The following is a 25,872-nucleotide window of genomic DNA, read 5'->3' on the forward strand; positions in this document are numbered from 1 at the left end:
CCCGCATCGGTTCCACTCGAGGAGTCCCCGTGCCCAAGCCTCCTGTCAGCTCCGACTCCGAGCACCCGTCCGCGGCACCCTTCAGCCCACCCGGCCTGACCGCCCAGCGCTGGGACCGGGCGGGAGCCCGCCTTCTCGCCAAGATGCTCGGCGAGTTCGCGTACGAGGAGATCATCGAGCCGGTACGGGACGAGGCCGGTGAGCCACCTGCGTCAGCCGGTGGCGAACGGAACCGGGAGGCTGACGCCCAGCGCCCTCAGGCACCGGGCATAGCTCCGAGCGGGAACGGCTGCCCCCGGCCCGCTCACTACACCCTCGATCTCGACGACGCCGTCCGCCTGTCCTTCAGTGCCCGCCGTGGTGCCTACGGAAGCTGGCGTGTGGACGCCGACTCCATCCGGTGCGACGACAGGCCGTATGCCGATCCGCTCGACTTCCTCGTCCGGGCCCGCAACCTCATCGACCTCGACGGCGCCACCCTCGGCCACCTGCTCCGTGAGCTCAGCGTCACCCTTGTCGCCGACACGGGTCTCGACCACACGGCACCGGCCGCCGCCGAACTCGCCGATCTCGGCTACGCCGAACTCGAAGGTCACCAGACCGGTCACCCCTGGCTCGTGCTCAACAAGGGCCGTATCGGCTTCTCCGCCACCGACACCGCCGCGTGGGCGCCCGAGGCCCGCAGGCCCGCACGGCTGCCGTGGATCGCTGTCAGTACATCGCTCGCCTCCTTCCGCGGAGTCTCCTCCCTCGCCACCGCAGGCGACTTGTACGCCCGCGAACTCGACACCCCCGTGCGCGAGTCCTTCGTCGACGCCCTGCGCGCCAGGCAGCTCGACCCGGACTCCTACCTGCTCCTGCCGGTGCACCCCTGGCAGTGGGACGAGGTGATCCTTCCCCTCTACGCGCCGGCTATCGCGCGTGGCGAGATCGTGCCATTGCCGACCGACGGTGATCTGCGGCTGCCCCAGCAGTCCATCCGCACCTTCGTCAACCTGGACTGCCCCCAACGGCACACCGTCAAGCTGCCGCTGTCCATCCTCAACACCCTCGTCTGGCGCGGCCTGCCGACCGAGCGCACGCTTGCCGCCCCCGCCGTCACCGCCTGGGTGCACGGACTGCGCGACGAGGACCCCTTTCTGCGGGACGACTGCGGCGTGATCCTTCTGGGTGAAGTCGCGTCGGTCAGCGTCGAGCATCCGCTCTACGACCGTCTGCCCGAGGTGCCGTACCAGTACAAGGAACTGCTCGGTGCGATCTGGCGCGAGCCCTTGCAGCCGCGCCTGGCACCCGGCGAGCGGGCGAGGACGCTCGCATCGCTGCTGCACACCGACCCGCAGGGCCGCTCGTTCACCGCCGAGCTCGTCACCCGCTCCGGACTCGACCCCGCTGCCTGGCTGCAGCGCCTGTTCGCCGCCCTGCTCCCTCCGCTGCTGCACTTTCTCTACCGCTACGGAACGGTCTTCTCCCCGCACGGCGAGAACGCCATCGTCGTCTACGACGGCCAGGACGTTCCCGTACGTCTCGCGATCAAGGACTTCGTCGACGACGTCAACGTCAGCGCACAGCCACTGCCCGAGCACGATTCGATGCCGCACGACGTGCGTTCCGTGCTGCTCACGGAGGAGCCTGCGTTCCTCACCCAGTTCATCCACTCCGGCCTCTTCATCGGCGTCTTCCGCTACCTCGCGCCTCTGTGCGAAGACCACTTGGCCGTGCCGGAAGCCGACTTCTGGGCGCTGGTCAGAGCGGAGATCCTGCGTCACCAGGGCCGGTTCCCCGAGCTCAAGGACCGCTACGAAGCGTTCGACCTGCTCACTCCCCGTATCGACCGGCTCTGTCTCAATCGAAACCGGCTCCACCTGGACGGCTACCGGGACCGGCCGCAGCGCCCGCACGCCGCAGTGCACGGCACCGTCCCCAACCCTCTGGCGTGATCGGATCGGAGTTGTCAGTGGTGAGCCGTAGGGTGGTCGGCCTATGACGAAGCCATCCCTCCCCGAACTACTCCACACCGCCGTCACCGCCGTCGGTGGTGTGGAGAGGCCTGGCCAGGTCACCATGGCCGAGGCCGTGGCCGCCGCCGTCGACGACGGTTCTCATCTGCTGGTCCAGGCCGGTACCGGCACCGGAAAGTCCTTGGGCTATCTGGTGCCCGCGCTGGCGCACGGGGAGCGCGTCGTCATCGCCACGGCCACCCTGGCCCTCCAGCGGCAGCTCGTCGAGCGGGACCTGCCGCGCACGGTGGACGCACTGCATCCCCTGCTGCGCCGCCGGCCGGAGTTCGCCATGCTCAAAGGCCGGTCCAACTACCTCTGTCTGCACCGTCTGCACGAAGGTGTGCCGCAGGAAGAGGAGGACGGGCTGTTCGATCCCTTCGAGGCGGCCGCCCCCACCAGCAAGCTGGGCCAGGACCTGCTCCGTATGCGGGACTGGGCCGACGAGACGGAGACCGGCGACCGGGACGACCTCACGCCCGGGGTCTCCGACCGGGCGTGGGGACAGATCTCCGTCTCCTCCCGCGAGTGCCTGGGCGCCAGCAAGTGTGCGTACGGCGCTGAGTGCTTCGCCGAGATGGCCCGGGAGCGGGCCAAGCTCTCGGACGTCGTCGTCACCAATCACGCGCTGCTGGCCATCGACGCGATCGAGGGCGCGCCCGTGCTGCCCAGCCATGAGGTCCTGATCATCGACGAGGCCCACGAGCTCGTGTCCCGGGTGACGGGTGCGGCGACCGGGGAGCTCACGCCGGGCCAGGTCAACCGGGCGGTGCGGCGCGCGGCCAAGCTGGTCAACGAGAAGGCGGCGGATGCCCTGCAGACCGCCTCGGAGACCTTCGAGCGGCTGATGGAGCTCGCCCTTCCCGGCCGACTGGAGGAGATTCCCGAGGACCTCGGATACGCCTTGCTGGCGCTGCGCGACGCATCGCGCAATGTCATCTCGGCGCTCGGTTCCACCCGCGACAAGTCCGTCCAGGACGAGGACGCGGTACGCAAGCAGGCGCTGGCAGCCGTCGAGAACATCCACGGCGTCGCGGAGCGCATCACCCAGGGTTCCGAATACGACGTCGTCTGGTACGAGCGCCACGACCGGTTCGGCGCCTCCCTGCGGGTCGCCCCGCTGACCGTCTCGGGATTGCTGCGGGAGAAGCTGTTTACCGAGCGGTCGGTGGTGCTGACGTCCGCGACCCTCAAGCTCGGCGGCGACTTCAACGGTGTGGGCGCGTCCCTCGGTCTGTCCCCCGAGGGGTTTGCCGGGGAAGACGTCCCGCAGTGGAAGGGCCTCGACGTCGGCTCACCGTTCGACTACCCGAAGCAGGGGATTCTCTACGTCGCACGCCATCTGGCGACGCCGGGCCGCGAGGGGTCCCGCGGCGACATGATGGACGAACTCTCCGAGCTGGTGGAGGCGGCGGGCGGCCGCACGCTCGGACTGTTCTCGTCCATGCGGGCCGCCCAGGCTGCGGCCGAGGAGCTGCGTGGCCGGCTCGACAACCGGATCCTGTTGCAGGGCGAGGAGACACTCGGCGAGCTGATCAAGGCCTTCGCCGCTGACCCGGAGACCTGTCTGTTCGGCACACTCTCGCTCTGGCAGGGCGTCGATGTGCCGGGCCCCAGCTGTCAGCTGGTGGTGATGGACCGCATTCCCTTCCCACGGCCCGACGACCCCCTGATGAGCGCCCGCCAGAAGGCAGTGGAAGAGGCGGGTGGCAATGGCTTCATGGCCGTAGCGGCGACCCATGCCGCGCTGCTGATGGCGCAGGGCGCCGGACGTCTCGTACGGGCCACGGGCGACCGCGGCGTCGTTGCCGTACTCGATCCCCGGCTGGCCAACGCCCGGTACGGGAGCTACCTGAGAGCGTCCTTGCCGGACTTCTGGTACACCACGGACCGTAATCAGGTGCGTCGCTCACTGTCCGCGATCGACGCCGCGGCCAAGGCAGGAACCTGACGCCGGCGGACGCGCGAGAACCGGTGGAGTGGGGCCCTGCGGACATGGCAGGGCCCCGGGACCGGCGCAGTGGGTCCCGGGGCCCGGTCGGAGCCGGCGGGTCGTGTCAGACCCGCCGCAGCACAGCCACCACCTTGCCGAGGATGGTCGCTTCGTCGCCGGGGATCGGCTGGTACGCCGCATTGTGCGGGAGCAGCCAGACGTGGCCGTTCTCCCGCTTGAACCGCTTGACCGTGGCCTCGCCGTCGAGCATGGCTGCCACGATGTCACCGTTCTCCGCGACGGGCTGGCGCCGCACCGTCACCCAGTCGCCGTCACAGATGGCGGCCTCGATCATCGAGTCACCGACGACCTTGAGGACGAACAGCTCGCCGTCGCCGACCAGCTGCCGGGGGAGCGGGAAGACGTCCTCGACCGACTCCTCGGCCAGGATCGGGCCACCGGCCGCGATCCGGCCGACCAGCGGGACGTACGATGCGGCGGGCTTGCCGCTGGTGTCCGTCGGCTGGGTGCTGGGCTGGTCGGAGCCGCGCACCTCGTAGGCCCTGGGCCGATGAGGGTCCCGGCGCAGGAAGCCCTTGCGCTCGAGCGCCATCAGCTGATGAGCGACCGAAGAGGTGCTGGACAGGCCCACGGCCTGTCCGATCTCGCGCATCGACGGCGGGTAACCCCGTCGCTGGACGGAGTCACGGATCACCTCGATGACACGCCGCTGCCGATCCGTGAGCCCGGAGCTGTCCGCCCTGATCCCTGGGGGCCGGCCGGGCAGCGAACGCGTCGGCTTGGGACCCTCGGGGGTCGTGGCTGCGTCATTCATGGCATGCACCGGCTCGAATCGGTTCTGGGAGCGGTCCTGGGCAGTGATGGTGGCACTGTCTGCGGTGGTGGTCACGTCGGCCCCTCTCGAATGGTCTCCCTAGCTGGACAACGGTAGTTGCTTTCGAAAGGTTGCGCCAAACACACGTTCGAGTGAAATATGGCAGATTAGCTGACGCAAGCGCGTGGCTGGGTGTATGTGCGAATGATCGCTCGGCGAGCAATTCGGGTCATGACGGTGATCCCCCGCCTCGCGGAACGGCGGGACGGTGCCCGCAGTCTTGCATCCGGGCCCCGGAAAGAGGTGGCGCCGCGCCCCTCGCGTACCCTCGTGGCCGGTCTCCGTGAGCGGTTCCGCGCCGGACTCCCTGAGCGTCTTCGCTGCATCGGTTCGCCGCCTGCCGGGCGCCGTCGGTGCCGGGGTGTCACCGCCCGTATGCCGTCTGCGATCCGTGCTCGCCACGCGACACGCGCTAGGGGCGAAAAAGGCGGCCCAACCCCAGATCTAGTGGTTGGATTGTGTCTGTCGCCCACAAGTTGTGGTCCCCGGTGCTTCAAGACCGTGGTCATCGCCTATGCTTGGGGCTGCTTCGAAAGGGCTTCGACCGCCTGTCGAGGCTATTCAGTCGTGCTGCGAAGGAGGGTTGGGAACCATGCACTGCCCCTTCTGCAGGCACCCCGACAGCCGTGTCGTCGACAGTCGCACCACCGACGACGGGACGTCGATCCGGCGCCGTCGGCAGTGTCCCGACTGCTCCCGTCGCTTCACGACGGTGGAATCCGCCTCGCTGATGGTGATCAAGCGCAGCGGTGTGACCGAGCCCTTCAGCCGTAACAAGGTCATCTCCGGCGTGCGCAAGGCGTGCCAGGGGCGGCCGGTCACCGAGGACGCCCTCGCCCAGCTCGGCCAGCGGGTCGAGGAGGCGGTGCGCGCCACGGGAAGCGCCGAGCTGACCACCCACGACGTGGGTCTGGCCATACTCGGTCCCCTGCAGGAGCTCGACCTCGTCGCCTACCTGCGCTTCGCGTCCGTCTACCGGGCATTCGACTCACTCGAAGACTTCGAGGCGGCCATCGCGGAGCTCCGCGAGCAACGGCCGCCCGCAGAGGAAGGCGGCACGGGCGAGACCCTCGAGGTCCCCGTTCCCGCCACCGCCGCCGACTGAGCGACGCCGGCCGGAGCGGTCGGACACCCGACCGCCCGCCGACCACAGTCAGGCGGCACCAGGACCTGCTACGGCGCCCTGCGGCGTTCACGGCATCGGACAAGAACTGTGCCTCGGGAAGATCTGGGCACATCAGGGCGTTTTTGCCCACGTATGGGAGGCGGCATGACAGAGACGGCGAGCGGCCCGGCACGAGGATCCCGAGCCAAGGGGTCCAAGGCGAGCAAGGGTCTGCGCATCGAGCGAATCCACACCACCCCCGGAGTGCATCCGTACGACGAGGTGGTCTGGGAGCGCCGTGACGTCGTCATGACCAACTGGCGCGACGGCTCGGTCAACTTCGAGCAGCGGGGCGTCGAGTTTCCCGACTTCTGGTCGGTCAACGCGGTCAACATCGTCACCAGCAAGTACTTCCGCGGGGCCGTCGGTACCCCGCAGCGCGAGACCGGTCTGCGGCAGCTCATCGACCGGATCGTGAAGACCTACCGGAAGGCCGGTGAGGACTACAACTACTTCGCCTCGCCCGCCGACGCCGAGATCTTCGAGCACGAGCTGGCGTACGCCCTCCTGCACCAGATCTTCAGCTTCAACTCGCCGGTGTGGTTCAACGTCGGCACTCCTCAGCCCCAGCAGGTCTCCGCCTGCTTCATCCTGTCCGTCGACGACTCCATGGAGTCGATCCTCGACTGGTACAAGGAAGAGGGGATGATCTTCAAGGGCGGCTCGGGCGCCGGCCTGAACCTCTCCCGGATCCGTTCCTCCAAGGAACTGCTGTCCTCCGGCGGCAACGCCTCCGGTCCGGTCTCCTTCATGCGCGGTGCGGACGCCTCTGCAGGAACGATCAAGTCGGGCGGCGCCACCCGTCGCGCGGCCAAGATGGTCATCCTCGACGTCGACCACCCCGACATCGAGAACTTCATCGAGACCAAGGTGAAGGAAGAGGAGAAGATCCGCGCCCTGCGCGACGCGGGCTTCGACATGGACCTGGGCGGCGACGACATCACGTCCGTCCAGTACCAGAACGCCAACAACTCGGTGCGGGTGAACGACGCGTTCATGCGGGCCGTCGAGGCCGGCGACAAGTTCGGTCTGCGCGCCCGGATGACCGGCGACGTCATCGAGGAGGTCGACGCCAAGTCGCTCTTCCGCAAGATGGCCGAGGCGGCCTGGGCCTGCGCCGACCCCGGCATCCAGTACGACGACACCATCAACAACTGGCACACCTGCCCGGAGTCCGGCCGTATCAACGGCTCGAACCCTTGCAGCGAGTACATGCACCTGGACAACACCTCGTGCAACCTCGCCTCGCTGAACCTGATGAAGTTCCTCAAGGACGACGACAAGGGCAACCAGTCCTTCGACGTCGAGCGCTTCGCCAAGGTCGTCGAGCTGGTCATCACCGCGATGGACATCTCCATCTGCTTCGCGGACTTCCCGACGCAGAAGATCGGCGAGAACACCCGCGCCTACCGCCAGCTCGGCATCGGCTACGCCAACCTCGGCGCCCTGCTGATGGCGACGGGTCACGCCTACGACTCCGACGGTGGCCGCGCGCTCGCCGGCTCCATCACCTCGTTGATGACCGGTACGTCGTACCGGCGCTCCGCCGAGCTCGCCGCGGTTGTCGGCCCGTACGACGGCTACGCCCGCAACGCGGCTCCGCACCAGCGCGTCATGAAGCAGCACGCCGACGCCAACACCGCGGCCGTCCGCATGGACGACCTGGACTCGCCGATCTGGGCCGCCGCGACGGAGGCCTGGCAGGACGTCATCCGCCTCGGTGAGAAGAACGGCTTCCGCAACGCGCAGGCCTCGGTCATCGCGCCCACCGGCACCATCGGTCTCGCGATGTCCTGCGACACCACCGGTCTCGAGCCCGACCTCGCCCTGGTCAAGTTCAAGAAGCTCGTCGGCGGCGGCTCGATGCAGATCGTCAACGGCACCGTGCCGCAGGCCCTGCGCCGCCTGGGCTACCAGGAGGAGCAGATCGAGGCGATCGTCGCCCACATCGCCGACCACGGCAATGTGATCGACGCCCCCGGCCTCAAGACCGAGCACTACGAGGTCTTCGACTGCGCCATGGGTGAGCGTTCCATCTCCGCGATGGGACACGTCCGCATGATGGCGGCCATCCAGCCGTGGATCTCCGGCGCCCTCTCCAAGACGGTCAACCTGCCGGAGACCGCCACCGTCGAGGATGTCGAAGAGGTCTACTTCGAGGCGTGGAAGATGGGCGTCAAGGCGCTCGCGATCTACCGCGACAACTGCAAGGTCGGCCAGCCGCTCTCCGCCAAGACCAAGGACAAGGAGAAGGCCGAGGTCACCGCGAAGGCGGAGGAGACGATCCGGACCGCGGTCGAGAAGGTCGTCGAGTACCGTCCGGTCCGCAAGCGCCTCCCGAAGGGCCGTCCGGGCATCACCACCTCCTTCACGGTGGGTGGCGCCGAGGGCTACATGACCGCCAACTCCTACCCGGACGACGGTCTGGGCGAGGTCTTCCTGAAGATGTCCAAGCAGGGTTCCACCCTCGCGGGCATGATGGACGCCTTCTCCATCGCCGTCTCGGTCGGTCTGCAGTACGGCGTCCCGCTGGAGACGTACGTCTCGAAGTTCACCAATATGCGCTTCGAGCCGGCCGGTATGACGGACGACCCGGACGTGCGGATGGCGCAGTCGATCGTCGACTACATCTTCCGCCGTCTGGCGCTCGACTTCCTGCCCTTCGAGACCCGTTCGGCGCTCGGCATCCACTCGGCCGACGAGCGTCAGCGTCACCTCGAGACCGGGTCGTACGAGCCGACCGACGAGGAGCTGGACGTCGAGGGCCTGGCCCAGTCCGCTCCGCGGCAGCAGGAACTGAAGGCGGTCGCCACCCCGGAGGCGGCCATCCCGGCCCCGCAGCAGGCGCACACCTCGGCGGAGCTGGTGGAGATGCAGCTGGGCATCAGTGCCGACGCGCCGCTGTGCTTCTCCTGCGGGACGAAGATGCAGCGGGCCGGCTCCTGCTACATCTGCGAGGGCTGCGGCTCGACGAGCGGCTGCAGCTGATCCCGGGCACCCCTCGAGGGTGAACCACCCTGTCGGGGCGGGGAGTCGAATTCTTCGGCTCCCCGCCCCTTGGTCTGAGCCCGTGGGGCGGGACTACCGAGGGGCGGGAACTACTCCTCGATCGCCCCGCCCACGGCGCGCAGATGGTCGCGGAAGGTCAGAGACGGCGTCTGCTCCCGCGCGGTCAGATAGGCCCTGAACCGGACCTGGCTGCGCAGCGACTCACCCGCGCGGATGCGTTCCGCCTGGCGGCGCTCCGCGTCCCGGATCGACTCCGCGAGTGCGAACAGCTCATCGGCATGCGCCGCCGGGATGAACAGGACGCCGTCCTCGTCGCCCAGGACCAGGTCCGCGCCGTCCACCGTCCACTCGCCGACCGTTGCCGACTCCAGGGCATCGTCCGGACGGACATCGAGTCTCAGCGGGCCCGTCGGGACGGCTCCCAGGCTGAAGACCGGCAGGCCGATCTCCCGGATGTCGGCCGTGTCGCGGTGAAGGCCCCAGATCACGATGCCGTCCAGACCCGCGTCCAGCGCCTCCAGAGCCACGAGGTCACCGACGCACGCCTCGTCCGTACGGCCGCGGTTGTCGACCACGAGCACGTCGCCGGGCCGCGCCCCTTCGAACGCCTCCAGGAAGATGTCGACGCTGCCGACATGCCGGGCGGGCATGGCCCGCCCGGCCAGCCTGCTGCCCGGAACCACCGCGTGCATGGCTGCCGGGGCGCAGCGCACCGGCAGCCGGGCGCGGATGCAGGCGTCCGCGAGATGGGCGGTCGTCAGCGTCGCGAAACGCTTCCGAAGTTCTTGATCCATCCGGGCCGGCCTCTCAGTCGTTGCCCATCAGCGAGATGAATTCCTGAGGCTCGGTGTCGTAGCCGCGCACGACCTCGCGGAACTGCCACTCGCCCGTGTCGCCGCGGACGAACTCCGCGACGACGGCCGCCGTGGCCGTCGGGAGGCCCGAGAGGTCGTTCTGCCCGAGCTCGGTATGGCCCTCGGCGACTTTCACCAGGGTGTTCGCCACATCGCCGAACACCCGGTGACCGTCCCGCTGCTGTATGACCACACCCACCAGAACACGTCCGTACGTGGGGGCCAGCCGGTCGAATTCCAGCGTCATGACCTCGTCGGACCCGAAGCCCTGCCCCGTCTTGCTGTCCCGGGTCAGATTGATGGTGCCGTCGGGCGACCGGCTGTCGAAGTGCACGACGTACGCCGGTTCACCGTGGGGCGCTTCCGCGGTGTACGTCGCGGCGACTATGTCCAGGTCGTGGGGCGCCTCGCCCAGGGGACTCGGATCCCATCGGAGGGACACCTCGACCTTGCCGACGCCCTTGCTGAGGCTGCTCACCAGTTTGCCCTTCCCGTAACTGTCGGGATTTCACGGTCGGTTGACGTTATCGGCTCAGTGCGGGATGCGGCGAGGCGGTCGCTGTCGAACGATCTCGTCGCGGAATGCCTCGATCGCGCTGCTGACCTGGCGTATGAGATGGGTGTGCTCGATACGGTCGAGGTAGAGGCAGCGCCGGGCCAATCCGTCCAGCTCGAAGGCGAAGCAGAGGGACATCAGAGGGTTGATGAAGAGTTCGCTGCCCCGGGTGCGGGTGGTGAACTGGACGTTGCCGAAATCGCCCCGGACCGCGGCGGCGATCGAGCCGTTGACGATGCTCGGATGATCCGCGGTGTGCGCCTGAGCATGGGCCACGGCATCCAGGAAGAGCGCACCCTCACGGGTGGTGCGCGGCACCGAGAAGGCGCCGAGGTACGCACCGTCGGCGTCCAGCGCGGCGATGTTCTCCAGTACCAGGCCGTGACTCACCCCGTGGTGGGCGTCGACACCGAAGCCGACGGAGACGACCAGCCGCTCCGGCGCGAGATCCTTCGGGATTCCGTGGAGCGCGGCCACGCTCGTCAGATCCTCCTCGGGGGTGCCGAGCCCCGATTCGTCGCCGCGCATCAGGATGTCCGTGCCGCCGTCCACCAGGACCACAGCGTCGATGTCGTACTGCTCCAGGAGAGCCGTGTACGCGGCGCGCAACGGCTGGACTCCCACGCGGGAGAAGGCGTGGACCGTGCTCGGACAGCCGTGGAGGTCGAGCCACTGAGCGAGGGTGCGCTCGGGGAAATAGGTCTGGTGAAGCGATGTTGCCGGGGTGACGACTGCGAGGTCGGGTGCGAGCCAGGCGTCGAGCGGCAGACCTTCGAGGGCGCTGAACGACAGATTCGCGAGGTGGACCTCTTTGCCCTGGTGATGCAGGGACAGCGCCACCGGCAGGCCGGCATACACGTCGAACCCGCCGCCCGCGCCGGCGACGAGGACGCGCTCGGCCGACTCCAGCCGGCTGAACAGGGGATTGGTGTGCAACGCCGTCATGACGATCATTGTGCAGCGTGGGTCTGACAGCGCGGCCGGCTTTCAGGGGAGGGGCGGGGCCGGTCCCTCCCGCTCCGAACGGCACGCGGCCCGGAATCGATCATTTCCGAGGGTCGGTGGGGCCCGGATCCTCGTCGGCGGGTTCGAGATCGAACTGGCGGCCGATGCTTCTGCCGATCTGGAAGGAGTGCACTCCTCGGGAGAGTGACCGGCGCCACGTTCCGAGCCGTACGATGGCGCGGTGCTGGTCAAGTGGATTCGCTGCACCGTGGTGGACCGTCGTGGGTTCGAGCGGGGACAGCGGAAGTGGGCGGGGCTGCTGGGTGAGCCGGGATTCCGGGGACAGGGTGGCGGGTGGAGCAAGGGGCGGCCGCATGTGGCGCATGTGTTCGCATTCTGGGAGAGCCGGGCGTTCTACGACTCGTTCATGGCGCGCTCACACGACCGGCTGGCGTCCGGCCAGTCCGGCACGTACAAGGACAGCCAGGCCAAGCTGTTCGACCACCGCTTCGATGTGAAGACCGGCTTCGAGCCGCGGTTCACCGGGGCCGACGTGGTGCGGGTCGCGCACTGCAAGGTCCGCGAGGAACGGGTCGAGCACTATGCGCTCATGCAGGAGAAAGTGTGGAACCCGGCCATGGCGGGCTCGCCCGGAATGGTCCGGGGGCTGTTCGGCGAGGCTCCCGAGAACGAGTTCCTGGTGATGTCGATGTGGCAGTCGGCCGCCGAGCACGGGAAGTACCGCCGGGAGCGCGTGGAGAGGCTGCTCCTGCGGGCGCAGACCGAGGCGGATGTCGCGGCACTCAGCGGTGATGTCGTCCAGCTCGAACCGTCCTGGACCGTCTGACGGCCTCCTGCCGACAGGGCGGCGGCCCCTGATGTGCCACACCTCACGGGCCGGATCGGCCGCCTGGATCCTGTCCCGCCGCTCAGCGGGCCCCAGGGCGATCTAGGGTCGAGACATGGCAAGACCGCAACGCATCGTCCTCGTCCGGCACGGAGAGTCGGAAGGGAACGCCGACGACACCGTGTACGAGCGCGAGCCCGACCATGCGCTGGGGCTGACCAGCAAGGGCTGGGCCCAGTCCGAGGAGACGGGCCGCCGGGTGCGTGAGCTGTTCGGCCGCGAGCAGGTGAGCGTCTACGTCTCTCCCTACCGCCGCACGCACCAGACCTTCCGTGCCTTCGACCTCGACCCCGAACTCGTCCGGGTCCGCGAGGAGCCGCGGCTGCGGGAGCAGGACTGGGGAAACTGGCAGGACAGGGACGATGTACGGCTCCAGAAAGCCTATCGAGACGCCTATGGGCACTTCTTCTACCGCTTCGCCCAGGGCGAGTCCGGAGCGGACGTGTACGACAGGGTCGGCGCCTTCCTGGAGAGCCTTCACCGGAGCTTCGAGTCGCCCGACCACCCGCCGAACGTGCTGCTCGTGACGCACGGACTGACCATGCGGCTCTTCTGTATGCGCTGGTTCCACTGGACGGTCGCGGACTTCGAGTCGCTGGCCAATCCCTGCAACGGGGACATGCGGGTGCTGGAGCTCGGCGAGGATGGCCGCTACGCCCTTGACCGGCCGTTCGAGCGCTGGCGCACCCCCGAGCCGTACGGCGTCACCGGATAGAGTGGCAGGAAGATGACCGCTGACTCCTCTCGTGACCGGCGCTTCGCACGCGCCCTGGACAGCCTGCGCGGACTGTCCGTGGGAGACGCCCTTGGCTCCCAGTACTTCGTACCGTCGAACTACCCGCTGCTGAAGCGGCGCGAGGTGCCCTCGGGCACCTGGCAGTGGACCGATGACACGGAAATGGCCTCCTCGGTTCTCGCCGTGCTCGCCGATCACGGCCGCATCGACCAGGACGCGCTGGCCGGCTCCTTCGCCGAACATCATGACTTCGACCGCGGGTACGGCCCTGCGGTCAATCGCATGCTCCGGCTGATCCGCGAAGGCGGCGACTGGCGAGAACTGGCCACGGGGCTGTTCAAGGGCCAGGGTTCGTGGGGAAATGGATCTGCGATGCGGATCGCGCCCCTCGGTGCCTGGTACGCGGACGACCCGGAGCAGGCCACGCACCAGGCCGAGATCTCCTCGTACACCACGCACCAGCACCGTGAGGCTGTGGTCGGCGCCATGGCTGTGGCGGCGGCAGCAGCGATCGCAGCGAATCCGGCGGGACCGCCCCAGCCCACGGATCTGCTCGACGGCGTGATCGCGCTCGTGCCGCGCAGTGCGGTGGGAGCGGGGCTGCGCCGGGCGCGGGACATGCTCGACTACAACGACGCCGGGACCGTCGCCGCGGTCCTGGGCAGCGGCAGGCGCACGAGCGCGCACGACACCGTGCCGTTCGCGCTCTGGTCGGCCGCTCGGTCGCTCGGTGACTTCGAGCGGACGTTCTGGACGACCGCGCAGGTCGGAGGCGACGTGGACACGACGTGCGCCATCGCCTGCGGGGTGGTCGCCGCGGGGAAGGCCGGACAGCCGCCGGCCGCGTGGCTGGAGCGTACGGAGACGCTGCCGGACTGGCTCCCGGCATCGGCTCGCTGACGCTCTGCCGCTGATCGTCGGTGCACACTGCGTGAGTGTGCGGCTTCGACCTGCTCGGGGTCTGTTGCTCAGTCCCGCTGACAGAACGCGGTGCGAGCCGCGTCGGCAGCCGGGGCCTCTGCGCGAGCCGCGTCGGCAGCCGGGGCCTCTGCGCGGGCCGCGTCGGTGGCCGACGCGGCCCGCACCCCGGCGCTACGCGGCGTGCCCTCCCGGGCCCGCTGTACCACTGAGCGCCTCCAAGTCGCTCTTGCGGACCCGAATGACGAACAGGGCGATCACCGCGGCCAGTCCGACCAGGCCGACACCTGCCCAGAACGATGTCGCGATGCCCTCGGCGAGTACTTGGTGTCCCCACGGCGGCGGCATCTCGTGAGTCTTCTCGAACACGGCCTTCTGTGCCGGAGTGGACTCGGCAAGGAATGACGGCAGCTGTCGCTCGGCCTCGTCGCGGCTGGCGGTGCTGAAGATGGTCATGAGGATCGACAGGCCCAGCGAACCGCCCACCATCTGGGTGGCGTTGAGCAGACTGGATGCCGCCCCCGACTCGTGCTGCGACACCCCGGAGACCGCGGTGAGGGTGGCGGTCACGAAGACCAGGCCCATGCCGAAACCGAAGAGGAGCATCGGCCCCAGCACCCCGCCGAGGTACGAGCTCTCCGGGGAGAGTGCGGTCAGCCACGCCATACCGCTACCCGTGAACAGCGCCCCGGCCACCAGGAACGGCTTGGGGCCGAGCACGGGGAGCAGCTTCGACGAGAGCCCGGCCGCAGTCACGATCATGACGGTGACCGGCAGGAACGCGAGACCGGAGGTGATGGGGCTGTAGTCCAGCACGTTCTGCACGAACAGCACGATGAAGAAGAACATGCCGAACATGGCCGCGGCGAGGCTCATCATGATCAGATATGTGCCCGAGCGGTTGCGGTCGGCGAACATGCGCAGCGGTGTGATCGGTTCGCGTGCCTTACGTTCGATCATGACGAACGCGGTGAGCAGGATGATCGCCGCGGCGAACGCGGCGAGCGTGAGCCCGTCGCTCCAGCCGTCCTCGGAGGCCCTGATGAACCCGTAGACCAAGGACGCCATGCCCACGGTCGAGGTGAGTGCACCCGTGATGTCGAAGCGCCCGGAGTGCCGGTCGGACTCGTTGATGAACATCGGCGCGAGTACGGCGATGAGGATGCCGATCGGCAGGTTGACGTAGAACACCCAGCGCCAGTCCAGCCACTCGGTGAGCATGCCGCCGGCGAGCAGACCGATGGCCGCGCCGCTGGCGGAGACGGCGGCGAAGATGCCGAACGCGCGGTTGCGCTCCGGGCCTTCGCGGAAAGTGGTGGTGATCAGTGCCAGCGCGGTGGGAGAGGCGATCGCGCCACCGACGCCCTGGAGTGCGCGGGCGGCGAGCATCTGCCAGGCCTCCTGCGCGACGCCGCACAGCAGCGAGGCGAAGGTGAACAGCAGCACGCCGAAGATGAAGACTCTCCGGCGGCCGAGTATGTCGCCCGCCCTGCCACCGAGCAGCAGCAGCCCGCCGAAGGTGAGTGTGTAGGCGTTGACCACCCAGGACAGTTGGGTCGTGGTGAACTCGAGTGTCCCCTGGATGTGGGGGAGCGCGATATTCACAATCGTGGTGTCGAGGACCACCATGAGCTGGAGGGCGGCGATGACAGTGAGGGCAATCCCGGGGCGTCCTGGTCGGCGAGCGGCCCCGGGCGTACTGGGAGCTGCTAGTTCAGAAGTTGTCACTGGTGTCCCCCCACAAGTGTGTTAGTGAACGCGGTCGTTCACTGTTGTCAACCGTAGAGAGTCCCCATCAGTGAACGCAAGCGTTCACTGAACTCCAGTCCCCAACGGAGAGAAGATGATGGCCAATTCGCGCTGGACGGTCGCTGCCGAGACATCCCCGGTCTCGCTGCGCCGTCGTGGGCAGGTGCTGGAACGCGCGATCCTCGATGCTGCGCTGGAGCAGCTGAGCACCGTCGGCTGGAGCGGACTCACCATGGAAGGTGTCGCCGCCGGTGCCCAGACCGGAAAGGCGGCCGTCTACCGGCGCTGGCCCTCGAAGGAGGACCTCGTCGCCGATGCCCTGCAGGCCGCCCTGCCCCAGCTGGTCGAGGCCGATGATCACGGAAGCATCCGCGAGGACCTCTTCCAGCTGTGCCGTCGAGTGCGGGACGCGATGTACTCGCGGTCCGGATTCGCACTCCGCTCAGTGCTTCACGAGTGCGACTCTGCCGCTGCCGAACGGTTCCTCGCGGTGATCGTCCGCCAGGTGATCGAACCGTCCACGCAGCTCTTCCGTGACGTCGTACGTCGCGGAATGGTCAGGGGGGATGTCCGCCCCGACGCCGCTCACGACCTCGTCATCGACGTGATTCCGGGCCTGATGATGTACCGATCCAAGGTGTGCGGAAGCGAATGGCCGGACGGAGACATCGCCGAAATGATCGACCAGGTGATGGTGCCACTGCTCCGTCCGTACAAGGGCTGACCGCCTCTCCCGGGCGAGGTCGTCGGGCGCGGTCGAACCGTGACGGGAATCCGGTTGTTCCGGGCGGGGTCGGTCGGCGTAGGCTTGCTGGCGCCATGCCGTACGAACCACCCACACACACAGTCGAGCGCTCGATCCGAGCGACCACCGGCGCCAAGATCATTGCCGGTGTCGACGAGGTCGGACGAGGCGCCTGGGCCGGTCCCGTCACGGTATGCGCCGCGATCACCGGACTGCGCCGGCCGCCAGTCGGGCTCACCGACTCCAAACTGCTGAGCCAGAAGCGCCGCGAGGAGCTCGCCGTCCAGCTGGAGAAGTGGGTCACGGCCCACTCCCTGGGGCATGCCTCGCCGGAGGAGATCGACGAACTCGGCATGACCGCGGCCCTCCGGCTCGCGGCCACCCGCGCGTTGGACGCGCTGCCGGTACGCCCGGACGCGGTCATCCTCGACGGCAAGCACGACTACCTCGGGGATCCGTGGCGCGTCCGTACGGTGATCAAGGGAGACCAGTCGTGCGTCGCGGTCGCCGCGGCCTCGGTGCTCGCCAAGGTGCGCAGGGACGCGATGATGGCCGAACTGCAGGGGGAGTTCCTCGACTTCGCCTTCGCCGACAACGCCGGCTACCCCTCACCCGTCCACCAGGCCGCTCTCAGGGAGCTCGGCCCCACGCCGTATCACCGGCTCTCGTGGGCCTATCTCGACGCCCTGCCTGCTTGGCGGCACCTGAAGAAGATTCGACTCTCTCCGGAGGCGGCAGAACTGGAGAGTGGGGGACAGCTCGGCTTCGAATTCTGAACCAGCCCTGCCGGCAGGGCAGTCGCACTCATGTGCCCACCCGCCTATGCCGTTCGAACCGGCATTTGATAGACATCCACCCATGCCTCTCATTCCCGAGGAGCCTCAGATTCACGAGAGCGCCCAGGGTCCCCGCGCTACACCGGCCGCCGGCCGCACCGCGCCGACCCCCCGTCCCGTACCCGGTCCGCGTTCCATGGCCTCGCCGCGTCCCGGACATCCGGGCCCGGGTTCCACCCGGCCCGCGCCGACACCGCGTACGCACGCCTCCACCGGACAGCCGCAGGCTATCCGGTCGGAGACCCGACCCCAGCCCCAGATCCAGTTGATCCCCGCCCCCGCGGACGGCGCACTCGACGCCGCCGAGGAGGCGATCGACCTTCTGCTCGACACAGGCAGGGCACCGGGCGACGTCCTGGTGCTCACCACGGGCGAACAGCACCCGTGGGCCGCGCATGAGCTGTCCTTCGGCGAATCCGCCTATTGGGCACAGCACGACGCCGGCGACGACGTGTTCTACGCCGCCGCCACCGCTGTGGGCCGGGCCTCCACCCGTCCCGTCGTGGTCGTCGCGCTCAACGGTGGTACCGACGAGGAAGCCGCCACAGCGCTCCCGGCGGCGATGGCCAAGGCAGGTGCACTGCTCATCGTGTGCGGTGACCCGAAGCGGATCAACACCGCACTCGGTGTGGCGGCCTGACCGCGAGCCTGCCCGAACCTCCCGGTGTGCCGTGGTCCGGCTGCCCTGACGAAGGACAGCCGGACACGGTAGGGCACAGAGGGTGCTTCGGTGTGCGCGTCGCCCGATGAAGAAGCCGCGACGGGTCTCCGTACCTGCTCCATGAGCCCTGGTCAGGTGGCCGTCAGTTGGCCGGGCGCACGGTGAGTTGACGGGACACCTCGTGGTGCGGGGGCCGGCCGAGGGGGCCGATGCGCGACACGGGGCCCGGCGGGCCTGTCCGGCATCGGGTTGACCGCAGCCATGGCAGGTTCGCGGGGCGCCCGGCGTCGGCCGTTGATCAGTCGCGGCCGCCACCGGCTCCCACGCGCCGGCAGCTCAGGGCTTCAGCGGGCGGCTGCGCGACGCAACGCGTCCACCGCGCCGCTGGCGGTGCGCAGCTCCAACGGCTCGCCGACCGCCGCCATCTCCGCCAGATCCCCCGGAGTCGATGTGGAACTCGGCCGGCGGCCACCCCGGCCCTCGCCCAGGACCTGCCAGCCGCCACGGGTCAGCGTGATGTACGCACCGCAGCGCAGCCCGTGGAGAGTGCAGGCGTCCCGAAGCCCCCACATCCACGCACCGTCCTCCTCCGTCCACCGCTCGTCGCCCTCCCGGCAGTAGAGCAGCACGGCTGTCCGCACCGGCGTACGACGGCGAAGATCGTGTGGGATGACCCGGCGCAGATGGGCCAGCAGGACGTTCCGGAACTCCCAGCCGTCGACCGGTGCGGAGCGCCGCGCGAACGACGCACTGGCGGCGAGCCGTTCCTCATGATCGAGGACGGCGACGACCGCCGTCGTCGGGGCGGGACTGTGCCGGGCGTGCAGACCACTGACCACTTCTCGCGGATTGCGCAGCAACGGGATTCCCGCGGCCGCCCACTCGGCGGGCTCGAGCAGCCTGGCGAGGCGGTTGGCGGAATTGCCCGAGCTGGTGATCGAAGTGGCTGCGGACGAAGCGAATCCGAAGGTCACGAAACTCCCTTCGCATACGCGCCCACAGTGCGGGCAGGATCGGGTGGAGGCGCACCGCGGCACGGCTCATCCGGACCGCGAACGGGCCGTGCGGGGAGCGTTCCAATTCTCGCTGGCGCGTCGGCATGCGGCAACGAGCAATTTGGCGCCACCGGCGGGATTCGGCGGGTATGACGCAGATATCCCTGCCCATCGACAGCTTCTTTGACCCCTCCGGTCACGCCTGGACTGCAAGGACCAGCGGGAACACCCCCTTTGCACCGGCCCTGCGCAGCAACCGCGCCGCCACAGCCAGTGTCCAGCCGCTGTCCGAAAGATCATCGACCAGCAGCACGGGCCCGCCGGTCGCCGTCAGCGTTTCGGCCAGCTCGGCCGGCACCGTGAAGGCTTCATGCAGGGCCCGCACCCGCTGAGCGCTGTTGGTGCGCGAGATGCGGGTGTCCGTCGCCTCGGGTGCGTACTCGACGGAGCCCAGCAGCGGCATCCGCCCCACCTCGGCGATTCTGGCGCCCAGAGATCCGACCAGCTGTGGCTTGCTCCGCGATGCGACGGTCACGATGCCGACCGGACGCGCCGGTGCGTCCGGTGCACCCGATGCCCAGCCGCCGGGCCCCTTCGCCCAGTCGGCGAGGACCGTCACCACCGCGTTCACCACGTCGTCCGTCACCGGAGCGTCCGGCGACTGCGCGGTCAGCATCGGTCGCAGACGATTCCCCCAGCCGATGTCGGAGAGCCGGCCCAGCGCCCGCCCGGTGAAGGCCTGCTCGCCTTCCGGAATCCGGCCCTTGAGATTGACGCCCACCGCGGACAGACCGGTCGGCCACATCTTGCGGGGATCGAGGTCGACACCGGGCCTGCTCAACTCACCGCGAGCGGCGTCCAGCGCCGTGTCGGAGACCTTGTCGCTGAACCGGCCCCCCGCACAGTTGTCACAGCGGCCGCACGGAACCGCCTCCTCGTCGTCCAGCTGGCGCCGCAGGAACTCCATCCGGCAACCCGTCGACCGCGCGTACTCCCGCATCGCCTGCTGCTCGGCGTCCCGCTGCCGGGCCACCCACGCGTAGCGGTCGGCGTCGTACTGCCAGGGCCGGCCCGTGGTCGTCCAGCCGCCCTTCACCCGGCGCACCGCGCCGTCCACGTCCAGCACCTTGAGCATGGTCTCCAGGCGCGTACGCCGCAGTTCCACCAACGGCTCCAGCGCCGGCAGGGAAAGCGGCCTGTCCGCCTGCGCCAGCACATCGAGAGTGCGCCGCACCAACTCCTCCGGAGGAAAGGCGACCGATGCGAAGTACTGCCAGATCGCCTCGTCCTCCTTGCCGGGCAGCAGCAGCACTTCCGCGTGCTTCACCCCACGTCCCGCACGGCCCACCTGCTGGTAGTAGGCGATGGGCGACGACGGTGAACCCAGATGGACCACGAAACCGAGGTCGGGCTTGTCGAACCCCATCCCGAGCGCGGATGTGGCCACCAGCGCCTTGACGCGGTTGGCGAGGAGATCCTCCTCGGCCTGCTGGCGATCCGCGTTCTCCGTACGACCCGTGTACGAGGCCACCGTGTGCCCGCACTGGCGCAGATACGCCGTGACTTCCTCGGCCGCCGCGACCGTGAGGGTGTAGATGATCCCCGACCCCGGCAGCTCGCCGAGATGATCGGCGAGCCACGCAAGACGGGTGGCGGCATCGGGGAGCTGGAGCACACTCAGGCTGAGGCTCTCCCGATCCAGCGGGCCTCGCAGCACCAGGGCGTCCGTCCCCGCGCCCGTACCCAGCTGCTCCGCCACGTCCGCCGTCACCCGGGCATTGGCCGTCGCGGTGGTCGCCAGCACCGGCACCCCGGCCGGCAGCTCCGCCAGCATGGTCCGCAGCCGTCGGTAGTCGGGGCGGAAATCATGGCCCCAGTCGGAGATGCAGTGAGCCTCGTCCACCACCAGGAGGCCGGTGGCGGCGGCGAGCTTGGGCAGCACCTGGTCGCGGAAGTCCGGATTGTTCAGCCGCTCGGGGCTGACGAGCAGGACGTCGACCTCGCCCGCGGCCACCTCCTCCTGGACGGTGTCCCACTCCTCCGTGTTGGACGAATTGATCGTCCGGGCGCGGATGCCCGCCCGGGCCGCTGCGTCGACCTGGTTGCGCATGAGAGCGAGCAGCGGAGAGACGATCACGGTCGGGCCGCTGCCCTGCCCGCGCAGCAGCGCCGTCGCGACGAAGTACACCGCCGACTTCCCCCAGCCGGTCCGCTGCACCACCAGGGCCCGGCGCTTGTCGGCGACGAGCGCCTCGATCGCCCGCCACTGGTCCTCGCGCAGCCGGGCCGTGCCCAAACTGTCCGAGACGAGGCGGGCGAGCACGGCGTCGGCCGAGGCCCTGAGGTCCGCGGAATCCGCGAGGTCTGCGTTGGTCATGACCCCATGCAACCCGATGGCACCGACAAACCGCGAATGAGCCGCCAGCCTGTGGATAACGTTATCCACAGGGGTCGCGGACGGTGATCTCCCGCGAGACCGTCATGCCATGAACAAGCACCACGAACCCGTCCACCGCACCGACGACCAGCAGATCACCCTGCGCGGCCCCGCCGAACTGGCCGACGCGCTTCCGTACATGATGGGTTTTCACCCCACCGACTCCATTGTGATCGTCGCCCTGCACGGCAGCCGCGGCCGCTTCGGAGGCCGGGTGAGGCTCGGCATTCCCCGCTCGCAGCGTGAATGGTCACCCGTGGCACAGCAGCTCGCGGAATGCCTGATCGAAGGGAGCGAACGGCGAGGGTCGCGTCCCGACGGCTTCGTCGTCTACCTCTGCCAGGACCCTGCCGAAGGCGAGACGAGCCGAAGCGTGATGGAGCGACTGCGCCCTCTCGCCCAGCGGCTGCGGACCGCTTGCGGTTCCCTCGACGTGCCCGTCTACGAGGCGCTGTGCATCTCCGACGGACGCTTCTGGTCCTACTGCTGCCCCGACGAACGCTGCTGCCCGCCGGAAGGGAAGAGGCTCGCCATCCCCGGCACATCGGTGATGGCGGCCGCCGCGGCCTACGCCGGGGTCCACGTGCGCGGATCACTGCGCGAGATGGAGGCGCGACTCGCACCCACGACGGCTCCGTCGGCCGGCGCCCAGGCGAAAGCGCTCGACAAGGCGGGAGCAGCACTCGTGCCGAGGATCCTCGACGAACTGGGACGCAAGCAGGTGGCCGCGGAGACGCTCACCCTGGCCCGGACGCTCATGGCACGCATCGCCGGGGCGCCCTGGACCTCCAGCAGGTCGCAGACCGACGCCACCGACGACGCACTCCTCAGCCACGACGAAGCCGCCGCCATGATTCTCGGACTGCAGGACCGGGAGACCCGGGACCGCGCAGCGGAGTGGATGGAGGGCCCCGACGCGGATTCGGCCCTGCGCCTGTGGCGGGCCCTGTGCCGGCGATGCGTCGCCCCGTATGCCGAGCACGCCACAGCCCCCCTCACCCTCGCGGGCTGGGTCGCGTGGTCCACCGGGGACGAGCCCAGTGCCCGCGTCGCTCTCGGACTCGCCCTGCGCCTCGACGATCAGTACGTCTTCGCCCGCCTCCTCCACCAGGCCTGCAACGAGGGCCTGGACCCGGAGACCCTGCGCAACTGCCTCCGTAGGGAGCGCACTTCACGAGAGGAGCTCCAGAGCGCCGCCGACGGAGAAAGCGGGCGTATCCACGAGACACCTGACCAGCCGCAGACCCCCGACGCTGCCGGGCGGCGCGGGCGCCCGCGCACCCGGCAGGCCCGAGCCCCGATCGGCACCCGGCCCCGCCGGCCCGCGAAGACGGCCTCCGCGTCGGCGCACCCCCGTAAGGCAGCAGGTCAGCGCAGCCCGGACAGTCGGCGCGACGGCCGGCAGGACTCACGGAGCGAGCCATGACAGCCGCTGGCTGCCCGGCATGATCGAGGAGGCAGCGCCGGGCCTCCGACTGGGGGTGTGAGCGGGTGGGCGGGGTGGGTGGGGAAGGGGGGGAGGAAAGCGCCCCCCACCCCGACGAAACGAGTGTTTATCGTCAGGCAGACGACTATGATCACGGCATGCCTCCCTACGACCCGTCGGCCTACCCCCCTTTTGCTGTCACCGTCGATCTGGTCGTGCTCACCGTGCGTCGGCATGCGCTCTGCGCGCTGGTCGTTCGCCGCGGGGAGCCGCCGTTCCAGGGCCGGTGGGCGCTGCCCGGTGGCTTTGTCCGCGGGGACGAGGATCTGTCGGCGGCCGCGGCACGTGAGCTCTCCGAGGAGACGGGCCTGTGCGTCCACGACCCCTTGTCGCCGGCCCCCGGCAATGGTGCGCACCTCGAGCAGCTCGCCACCTATGGCGATCCGAAACGGGACCCGAGGATGCGGGTCGTCAGCGTCGCCCATCTGGTTCTGGCTCCCGATCTGCCGGCTCCCCGGGCCGGCGGGGACGCGAACAGTGCGCGGTGGGCGCCGGTCGAGGACCTTCTCGGCCAGGAGAGCGGGTTCGCGCGGGAGGGTGAGTCGGCGGCTCCGCTGGCGTTCGACCACGCGCGGATTCTGGGGGACGGGGTGGAGCGGGCGCGCTCCAAGATCGAGTACTCGTCGCTGGCCACAGCCTTCTGCCCGCCCGAGTTCACCGTCGGTGAGCTGCGCAGGGTGTACGAGGCGGTGTGGGGTGTCGCTCTGGACCCGAGAAACTTCCACCGCAAGGTGACCGGCACGCCAGGGTTCCTTGTCCCGGCGGGCGGCACGACCACTCGTCAGGGCGGCCGGCCCGCGCAGCTCTTCCGGGCGGGTGGGGCCACCGTGCTGAACCCGCCGATGCTGCGTCCGGAAGTCTGACACCGCCGCGGCGCGTCCGACCGCGTCACGCCCGGGCCGCCGCGCCAAGGACCCGGGTGCCCCGCCCACGCCGCCGGTCTGAGCCTCCCGCGGCCCCCGCCCCGCTCCGGCGGCCCTCCAACCCAGCCCGATCCGCACGCCTCGCCCGCACGCCCCTCCCGCATGCCCCGCACCCTCAGGGCACGCGCCGCCGCCTGACACCTTGCCCGCTCCGACCCGCACGGGCCCCCCACACCCCCCTGCGGGCACCCCCATCGCCCCAACCCCGCCGTCCTGCGCCCCGCGCTGCCTGACACCCGCGCTGCCTGACACCCGCCGAGTCACCCCTCCACCCTGCGCCAAAAGTCCAAAATGTCGCGTTATCTTGCTGCGGTAGCCCCACGCCGCCGAGCGGTACACCGCTCCTCCGCGAGAGAACAGATGCTCCAGGCCATCGGACTGACCAGTGCCCACCGGCGGGACCTCCCGCCCGCCGTCGACGACCTCACCTTCGAGGCGCGGCCCGGCCAGGTCACGGCCCTCCTCGGGGCGGACGGTTCCGGCAAGTCGACGGCACTGCGCCTGATGCTCGAACTCGAACCGGGCCGCGGCATCACCTACTTCCGCGGCAACCCCCTGCATCGCATCGCCCACCCCGCCCGCGAGGTCGGGGTGCTCCTCGGCGACGTGCCCGGCCATCCCGCACGCACTGCCCGAGGTCAGCTCCGTATGCTCTGCGCCGCCGCTGGCGTGCCGGTGGCAAGGGCCGACGAGATGCTCGACGTCGTCGGGCTCGCAGGTCTCGGCGCCCAGCAACTCGGTACGCTCTCGCGCGGGATGGACCGCAGACTCGGCCTCGCCTCCGCCCTGTTGGGCGACCCGCAGACCCTCATCCTCGACGAGCCCGGCAAGGGCCTTGCCCCGCGCGAGACGGGCTGGTTGTACACCCTGCTGCGCGAGCACGCCGAACAGGGCGGAACCGTGCTCTGCACGACGAGCGACCCCAGAGAGGCGGCCCGCCTCGCGGATCATGTCGTCACCCTCGACGGCGGGCGGCTCGTCGGGGACCAGGACGCCCGGGAGTTCTCCCGCACGCGGCTGCGCCCCCGGGTCGCCGTCCGCACCCCCCACGCGGCGCGTCTTGCCGCCGTCGTGCAGCGCGAGGCGCGGGCCGCCCAGCGGTCGGTCGAAGTGGTGACCGAGGCCAGCAACCGGCTCTCGGTCTACGGCAGCAGCTGTGCCGAGATCGGTGAAACGGCCTTCCGGCACGGCGTGCTCGTACACCGGCTCACCGACGAGATCGGTGACACGGGCCTCGCGTCCCCGGTTGCCGGGGACGCCGAAGTCGCGGCAGGGGCACGGCCGACGCCGCCCGCCGCCGGCCCTCCGCCGCTGCCCCGCCCCGCCACCAGCCCTGTCAGGCCGCTGCGTTACGAACTGCTGCGGCTCCTCGGCGTGCGTACTCCCGCCGTCATTTTCGCCGTCGTCATCCTCGTCTCCCTCGCCGCCTGCATCCTGCTCGCCCGCTCCCGGACCATGCCGCTGCCGGTCGTGCTCGCCGCCTGGCCGCCGTTCTTCCCGCTGCCGCCCGCGGCCTTCGGTGCCGGGCTGATCGGGGCCCTGTCCTTCGGTGAGGAGTTCCGCCACCCCGCGCTCGCCACCGCCCGAGGCATCGTCCCGCGCCGACTCGGGCTGCTGATCGCCAAACTCATGGTCACCGCCACTGCCGCCCTGCTGCTGGCGCTCGTCGTCGTGGTGGCAGACGCCCAGGCTCTGCGCGTCGTCTACGGGAGCGATGTCACCGACCTGCCACGGAACTGGCCCGCGCTGGCGGCCGGTTGGGGCGGCCTCTCCGTCGGCTGCGCCTGGGCCGGTCTGCTCGCGGCGGGAGTCTTCCGCGTCACGGCCGCCGGAGTGGCCGCCGTGCTCGCCGTGCCGATCATCATTGCCCCACTGGTGCAGAAGGCGATCATCGGACCGTCCGTGCGTTCGATCGCCGGAATCTCCGGGAGACTTCGCGAACTGACCTGGGTCCGGCTTCCCCGGCAGGCCGACGACCTGGTCATGGCCGGGGTGCGGGTCCTCGCCCAACCCGTCGGAGCCGCACTGGTCTTGTCGTTGTCGGTCCTGATCTGCGCATATATGGTCACCGGCCTTCGCCGTCGGGCACCTTGGTGATCATGAGCGACCGGGGAGCGGGCTTCTG

20 protein-coding genes are annotated in these 25,872 nt (G+C 69.6%); 13 read left to right on the forward strand and 7 right to left on the reverse strand.

The genetic code is table 11. The annotated features are described in order from the left end of the window. The first annotated feature begins 29 nt into the window (after positions 1-29). Entirely contained in the window at positions 30-1,937 is a 1,908-nt protein-coding gene (locus tag OHA05_RS27040; protein WP_413777720.1) for an IucA/IucC family protein, read from the forward strand. Between the two features lie 43 nt (positions 1,938-1,980). After that, complete coding sequence (locus OHA05_RS27045; RefSeq protein WP_328861924.1) at positions 1,981-3,948, forward strand: ATP-dependent DNA helicase; 1,968 nt, start codon at positions 1,981-1,983, stop codon at positions 3,946-3,948. 106 nt (positions 3,949-4,054) lie between these two features. Here the strand turns inward: OHA05_RS27045 and lexA are convergent, their stop codons facing one another. Continuing rightward, the gene (gene lexA / locus OHA05_RS27050) at positions 4,055-4,840 is read right to left on the reverse strand and encodes a transcriptional repressor LexA (protein WP_313943692.1); all 786 of its coding nucleotides are present in this window, start codon (positions 4,838-4,840) and stop codon (positions 4,055-4,057) included. A gap of 577 nt (positions 4,841-5,417) precedes the next feature. Between lexA and nrdR the strand changes: the two genes are divergently transcribed. Next, on the forward strand, positions 5,418-5,930 hold the full coding sequence (gene nrdR, locus OHA05_RS27055) for a transcriptional regulator NrdR (RefSeq protein ID WP_313943691.1): 513 nt from the start codon (positions 5,418-5,420) through the stop codon (positions 5,928-5,930). A 165-nt stretch (positions 5,931-6,095) separates the two neighbouring features. After that, positions 6,096-8,978, forward strand: a complete 2,883-nt coding sequence (locus OHA05_RS27060; RefSeq protein WP_313943690.1) for a vitamin B12-dependent ribonucleotide reductase — start codon at positions 6,096-6,098, stop codon at positions 8,976-8,978. 110 nt (positions 8,979-9,088) lie between these two features. On the opposite strand, the gene OHA05_RS27065 is transcribed toward OHA05_RS27060, so the two are convergent. The 3 genes from OHA05_RS27065 to OHA05_RS27075 are packed head-to-tail and all read right to left on the reverse strand — an operon-like array spanning position 9,089 to position 11,354. Continuing rightward, positions 9,089-9,793 carry an RraA family protein gene (locus OHA05_RS27065; protein WP_328861925.1) on the reverse strand — a complete coding sequence of 235 codons (705 nt, stop codon included), beginning with the start codon at positions 9,791-9,793 and terminating at the stop codon, positions 9,089-9,091. A gap of 13 nt (positions 9,794-9,806) precedes the next feature. Next, complete coding sequence (locus tag OHA05_RS27070) at positions 9,807-10,331, reverse strand: TerD family protein (protein ID WP_313943688.1); 525 nt, start codon at positions 10,329-10,331, stop codon at positions 9,807-9,809. Positions 10,332-10,385: 54 nt separating this feature from the next. Then, the gene (locus OHA05_RS27075; protein ID WP_313943687.1) at positions 10,386-11,354 is read right to left on the reverse strand and encodes a DUF1152 domain-containing protein; all 969 of its coding nucleotides are present in this window, start codon (positions 11,352-11,354) and stop codon (positions 10,386-10,388) included. Between the two features lie 241 nt (positions 11,355-11,595). Here OHA05_RS27075 and OHA05_RS27080 point away from each other — a divergent pair, with 241 nt between their 5' ends. The 3 genes from OHA05_RS27080 (at position 11,596) to OHA05_RS27090 (ending at position 13,897) form a co-directional block, all read left to right on the forward strand. After that, complete coding sequence (locus OHA05_RS27080; RefSeq protein WP_313943686.1) at positions 11,596-12,201, forward strand: YdbC family protein; 606 nt, start codon at positions 11,596-11,598, stop codon at positions 12,199-12,201. A gap of 115 nt (positions 12,202-12,316) precedes the next feature. Next, positions 12,317-12,976: a histidine phosphatase family protein gene (locus tag OHA05_RS27085; RefSeq protein ID WP_313943685.1), complete on the forward strand. Its 660-nt coding sequence runs from the start codon at positions 12,317-12,319 to the stop codon at positions 12,974-12,976. A gap of 12 nt (positions 12,977-12,988) precedes the next feature. Further along, the gene (locus OHA05_RS27090) at positions 12,989-13,897 is read left to right on the forward strand and encodes an ADP-ribosylglycohydrolase family protein (protein WP_313943684.1); all 909 of its coding nucleotides are present in this window, start codon (positions 12,989-12,991) and stop codon (positions 13,895-13,897) included. 192 nt (positions 13,898-14,089) lie between these two features. Here OHA05_RS27090 and OHA05_RS27095 read toward each other — a convergent pair whose 3' ends face one another. Beyond that, positions 14,090-15,643, reverse strand: coding sequence for an MFS transporter (locus OHA05_RS27095; RefSeq protein WP_313943683.1), 1,554 nt, complete (start codon positions 15,641-15,643; stop codon positions 14,090-14,092). A 118-nt stretch (positions 15,644-15,761) separates the two neighbouring features. Between OHA05_RS27095 and OHA05_RS27100 the strand changes: the two genes are divergently transcribed. The 3 genes from OHA05_RS27100 to OHA05_RS27110 all read left to right on the forward strand — a co-directional run bounded on the left by OHA05_RS27100 (position 15,762) and on the right by OHA05_RS27110 (position 17,885). Then, positions 15,762-16,388, forward strand: a complete 627-nt coding sequence (locus OHA05_RS27100) for a TetR/AcrR family transcriptional regulator (RefSeq protein WP_313948834.1) — start codon at positions 15,762-15,764, stop codon at positions 16,386-16,388. A gap of 95 nt (positions 16,389-16,483) precedes the next feature. Next, positions 16,484-17,185: a ribonuclease HII gene (locus OHA05_RS27105; protein WP_313943682.1), complete on the forward strand. Its 702-nt coding sequence runs from the start codon at positions 16,484-16,486 to the stop codon at positions 17,183-17,185. Between the two features lie 82 nt (positions 17,186-17,267). After that, complete coding sequence (locus tag OHA05_RS27110) at positions 17,268-17,885, forward strand: hypothetical protein (RefSeq protein WP_313943681.1); 618 nt, start codon at positions 17,268-17,270, stop codon at positions 17,883-17,885. A 365-nt stretch (positions 17,886-18,250) separates the two neighbouring features. Here OHA05_RS27110 and OHA05_RS27115 read toward each other — a convergent pair whose 3' ends face one another. Both OHA05_RS27115 and OHA05_RS27120 read right to left on the reverse strand, forming a co-directional pair. Continuing rightward, positions 18,251-18,880 carry a hypothetical protein gene (locus tag OHA05_RS27115; protein WP_313943680.1) on the reverse strand — a complete coding sequence of 210 codons (630 nt, stop codon included), beginning with the start codon at positions 18,878-18,880 and terminating at the stop codon, positions 18,251-18,253. Positions 18,881-19,097: 217 nt separating this feature from the next. Then, entirely contained in the window at positions 19,098-21,278 is a 2,181-nt protein-coding gene (locus OHA05_RS27120) for a RecQ family ATP-dependent DNA helicase (RefSeq protein ID WP_328861926.1), read from the reverse strand. Between the two features lie 109 nt (positions 21,279-21,387). Here OHA05_RS27120 and OHA05_RS27125 point away from each other — a divergent pair, with 109 nt between their 5' ends. The 3 genes from OHA05_RS27125 to OHA05_RS27135 all read left to right on the forward strand — a co-directional run bounded on the left by OHA05_RS27125 (position 21,388) and on the right by OHA05_RS27135 (position 25,844). Further along, on the forward strand, positions 21,388-22,764 hold the full coding sequence (locus OHA05_RS27125; protein WP_313943678.1) for a DUF4192 domain-containing protein: 1,377 nt from the start codon (positions 21,388-21,390) through the stop codon (positions 22,762-22,764). 158 nt (positions 22,765-22,922) lie between these two features. Continuing rightward, a complete protein-coding gene (locus OHA05_RS27130; protein ID WP_313943677.1) occupies positions 22,923-23,687 on the forward strand; it encodes an NUDIX hydrolase in 765 nt (254 codons plus the stop codon). 420 nt (positions 23,688-24,107) lie between these two features. Beyond that, positions 24,108-25,844 (forward strand): ATP-binding cassette domain-containing protein, encoded by a 1,737-nt coding sequence (locus tag OHA05_RS27135; RefSeq protein WP_328861927.1) that lies wholly within the window; start codon positions 24,108-24,110, stop codon positions 25,842-25,844. The last annotated feature ends 28 nt before the right edge of the window (positions 25,845-25,872 follow it).

Origin of the sequence: Streptomyces sp. NBC_00306 (assembly GCF_036169555.1) — a bacterium.
Classification (GTDB): Bacteria; Actinomycetota; Actinomycetes; order Streptomycetales; family Streptomycetaceae; genus Streptomyces; species Streptomyces achmelvichensis.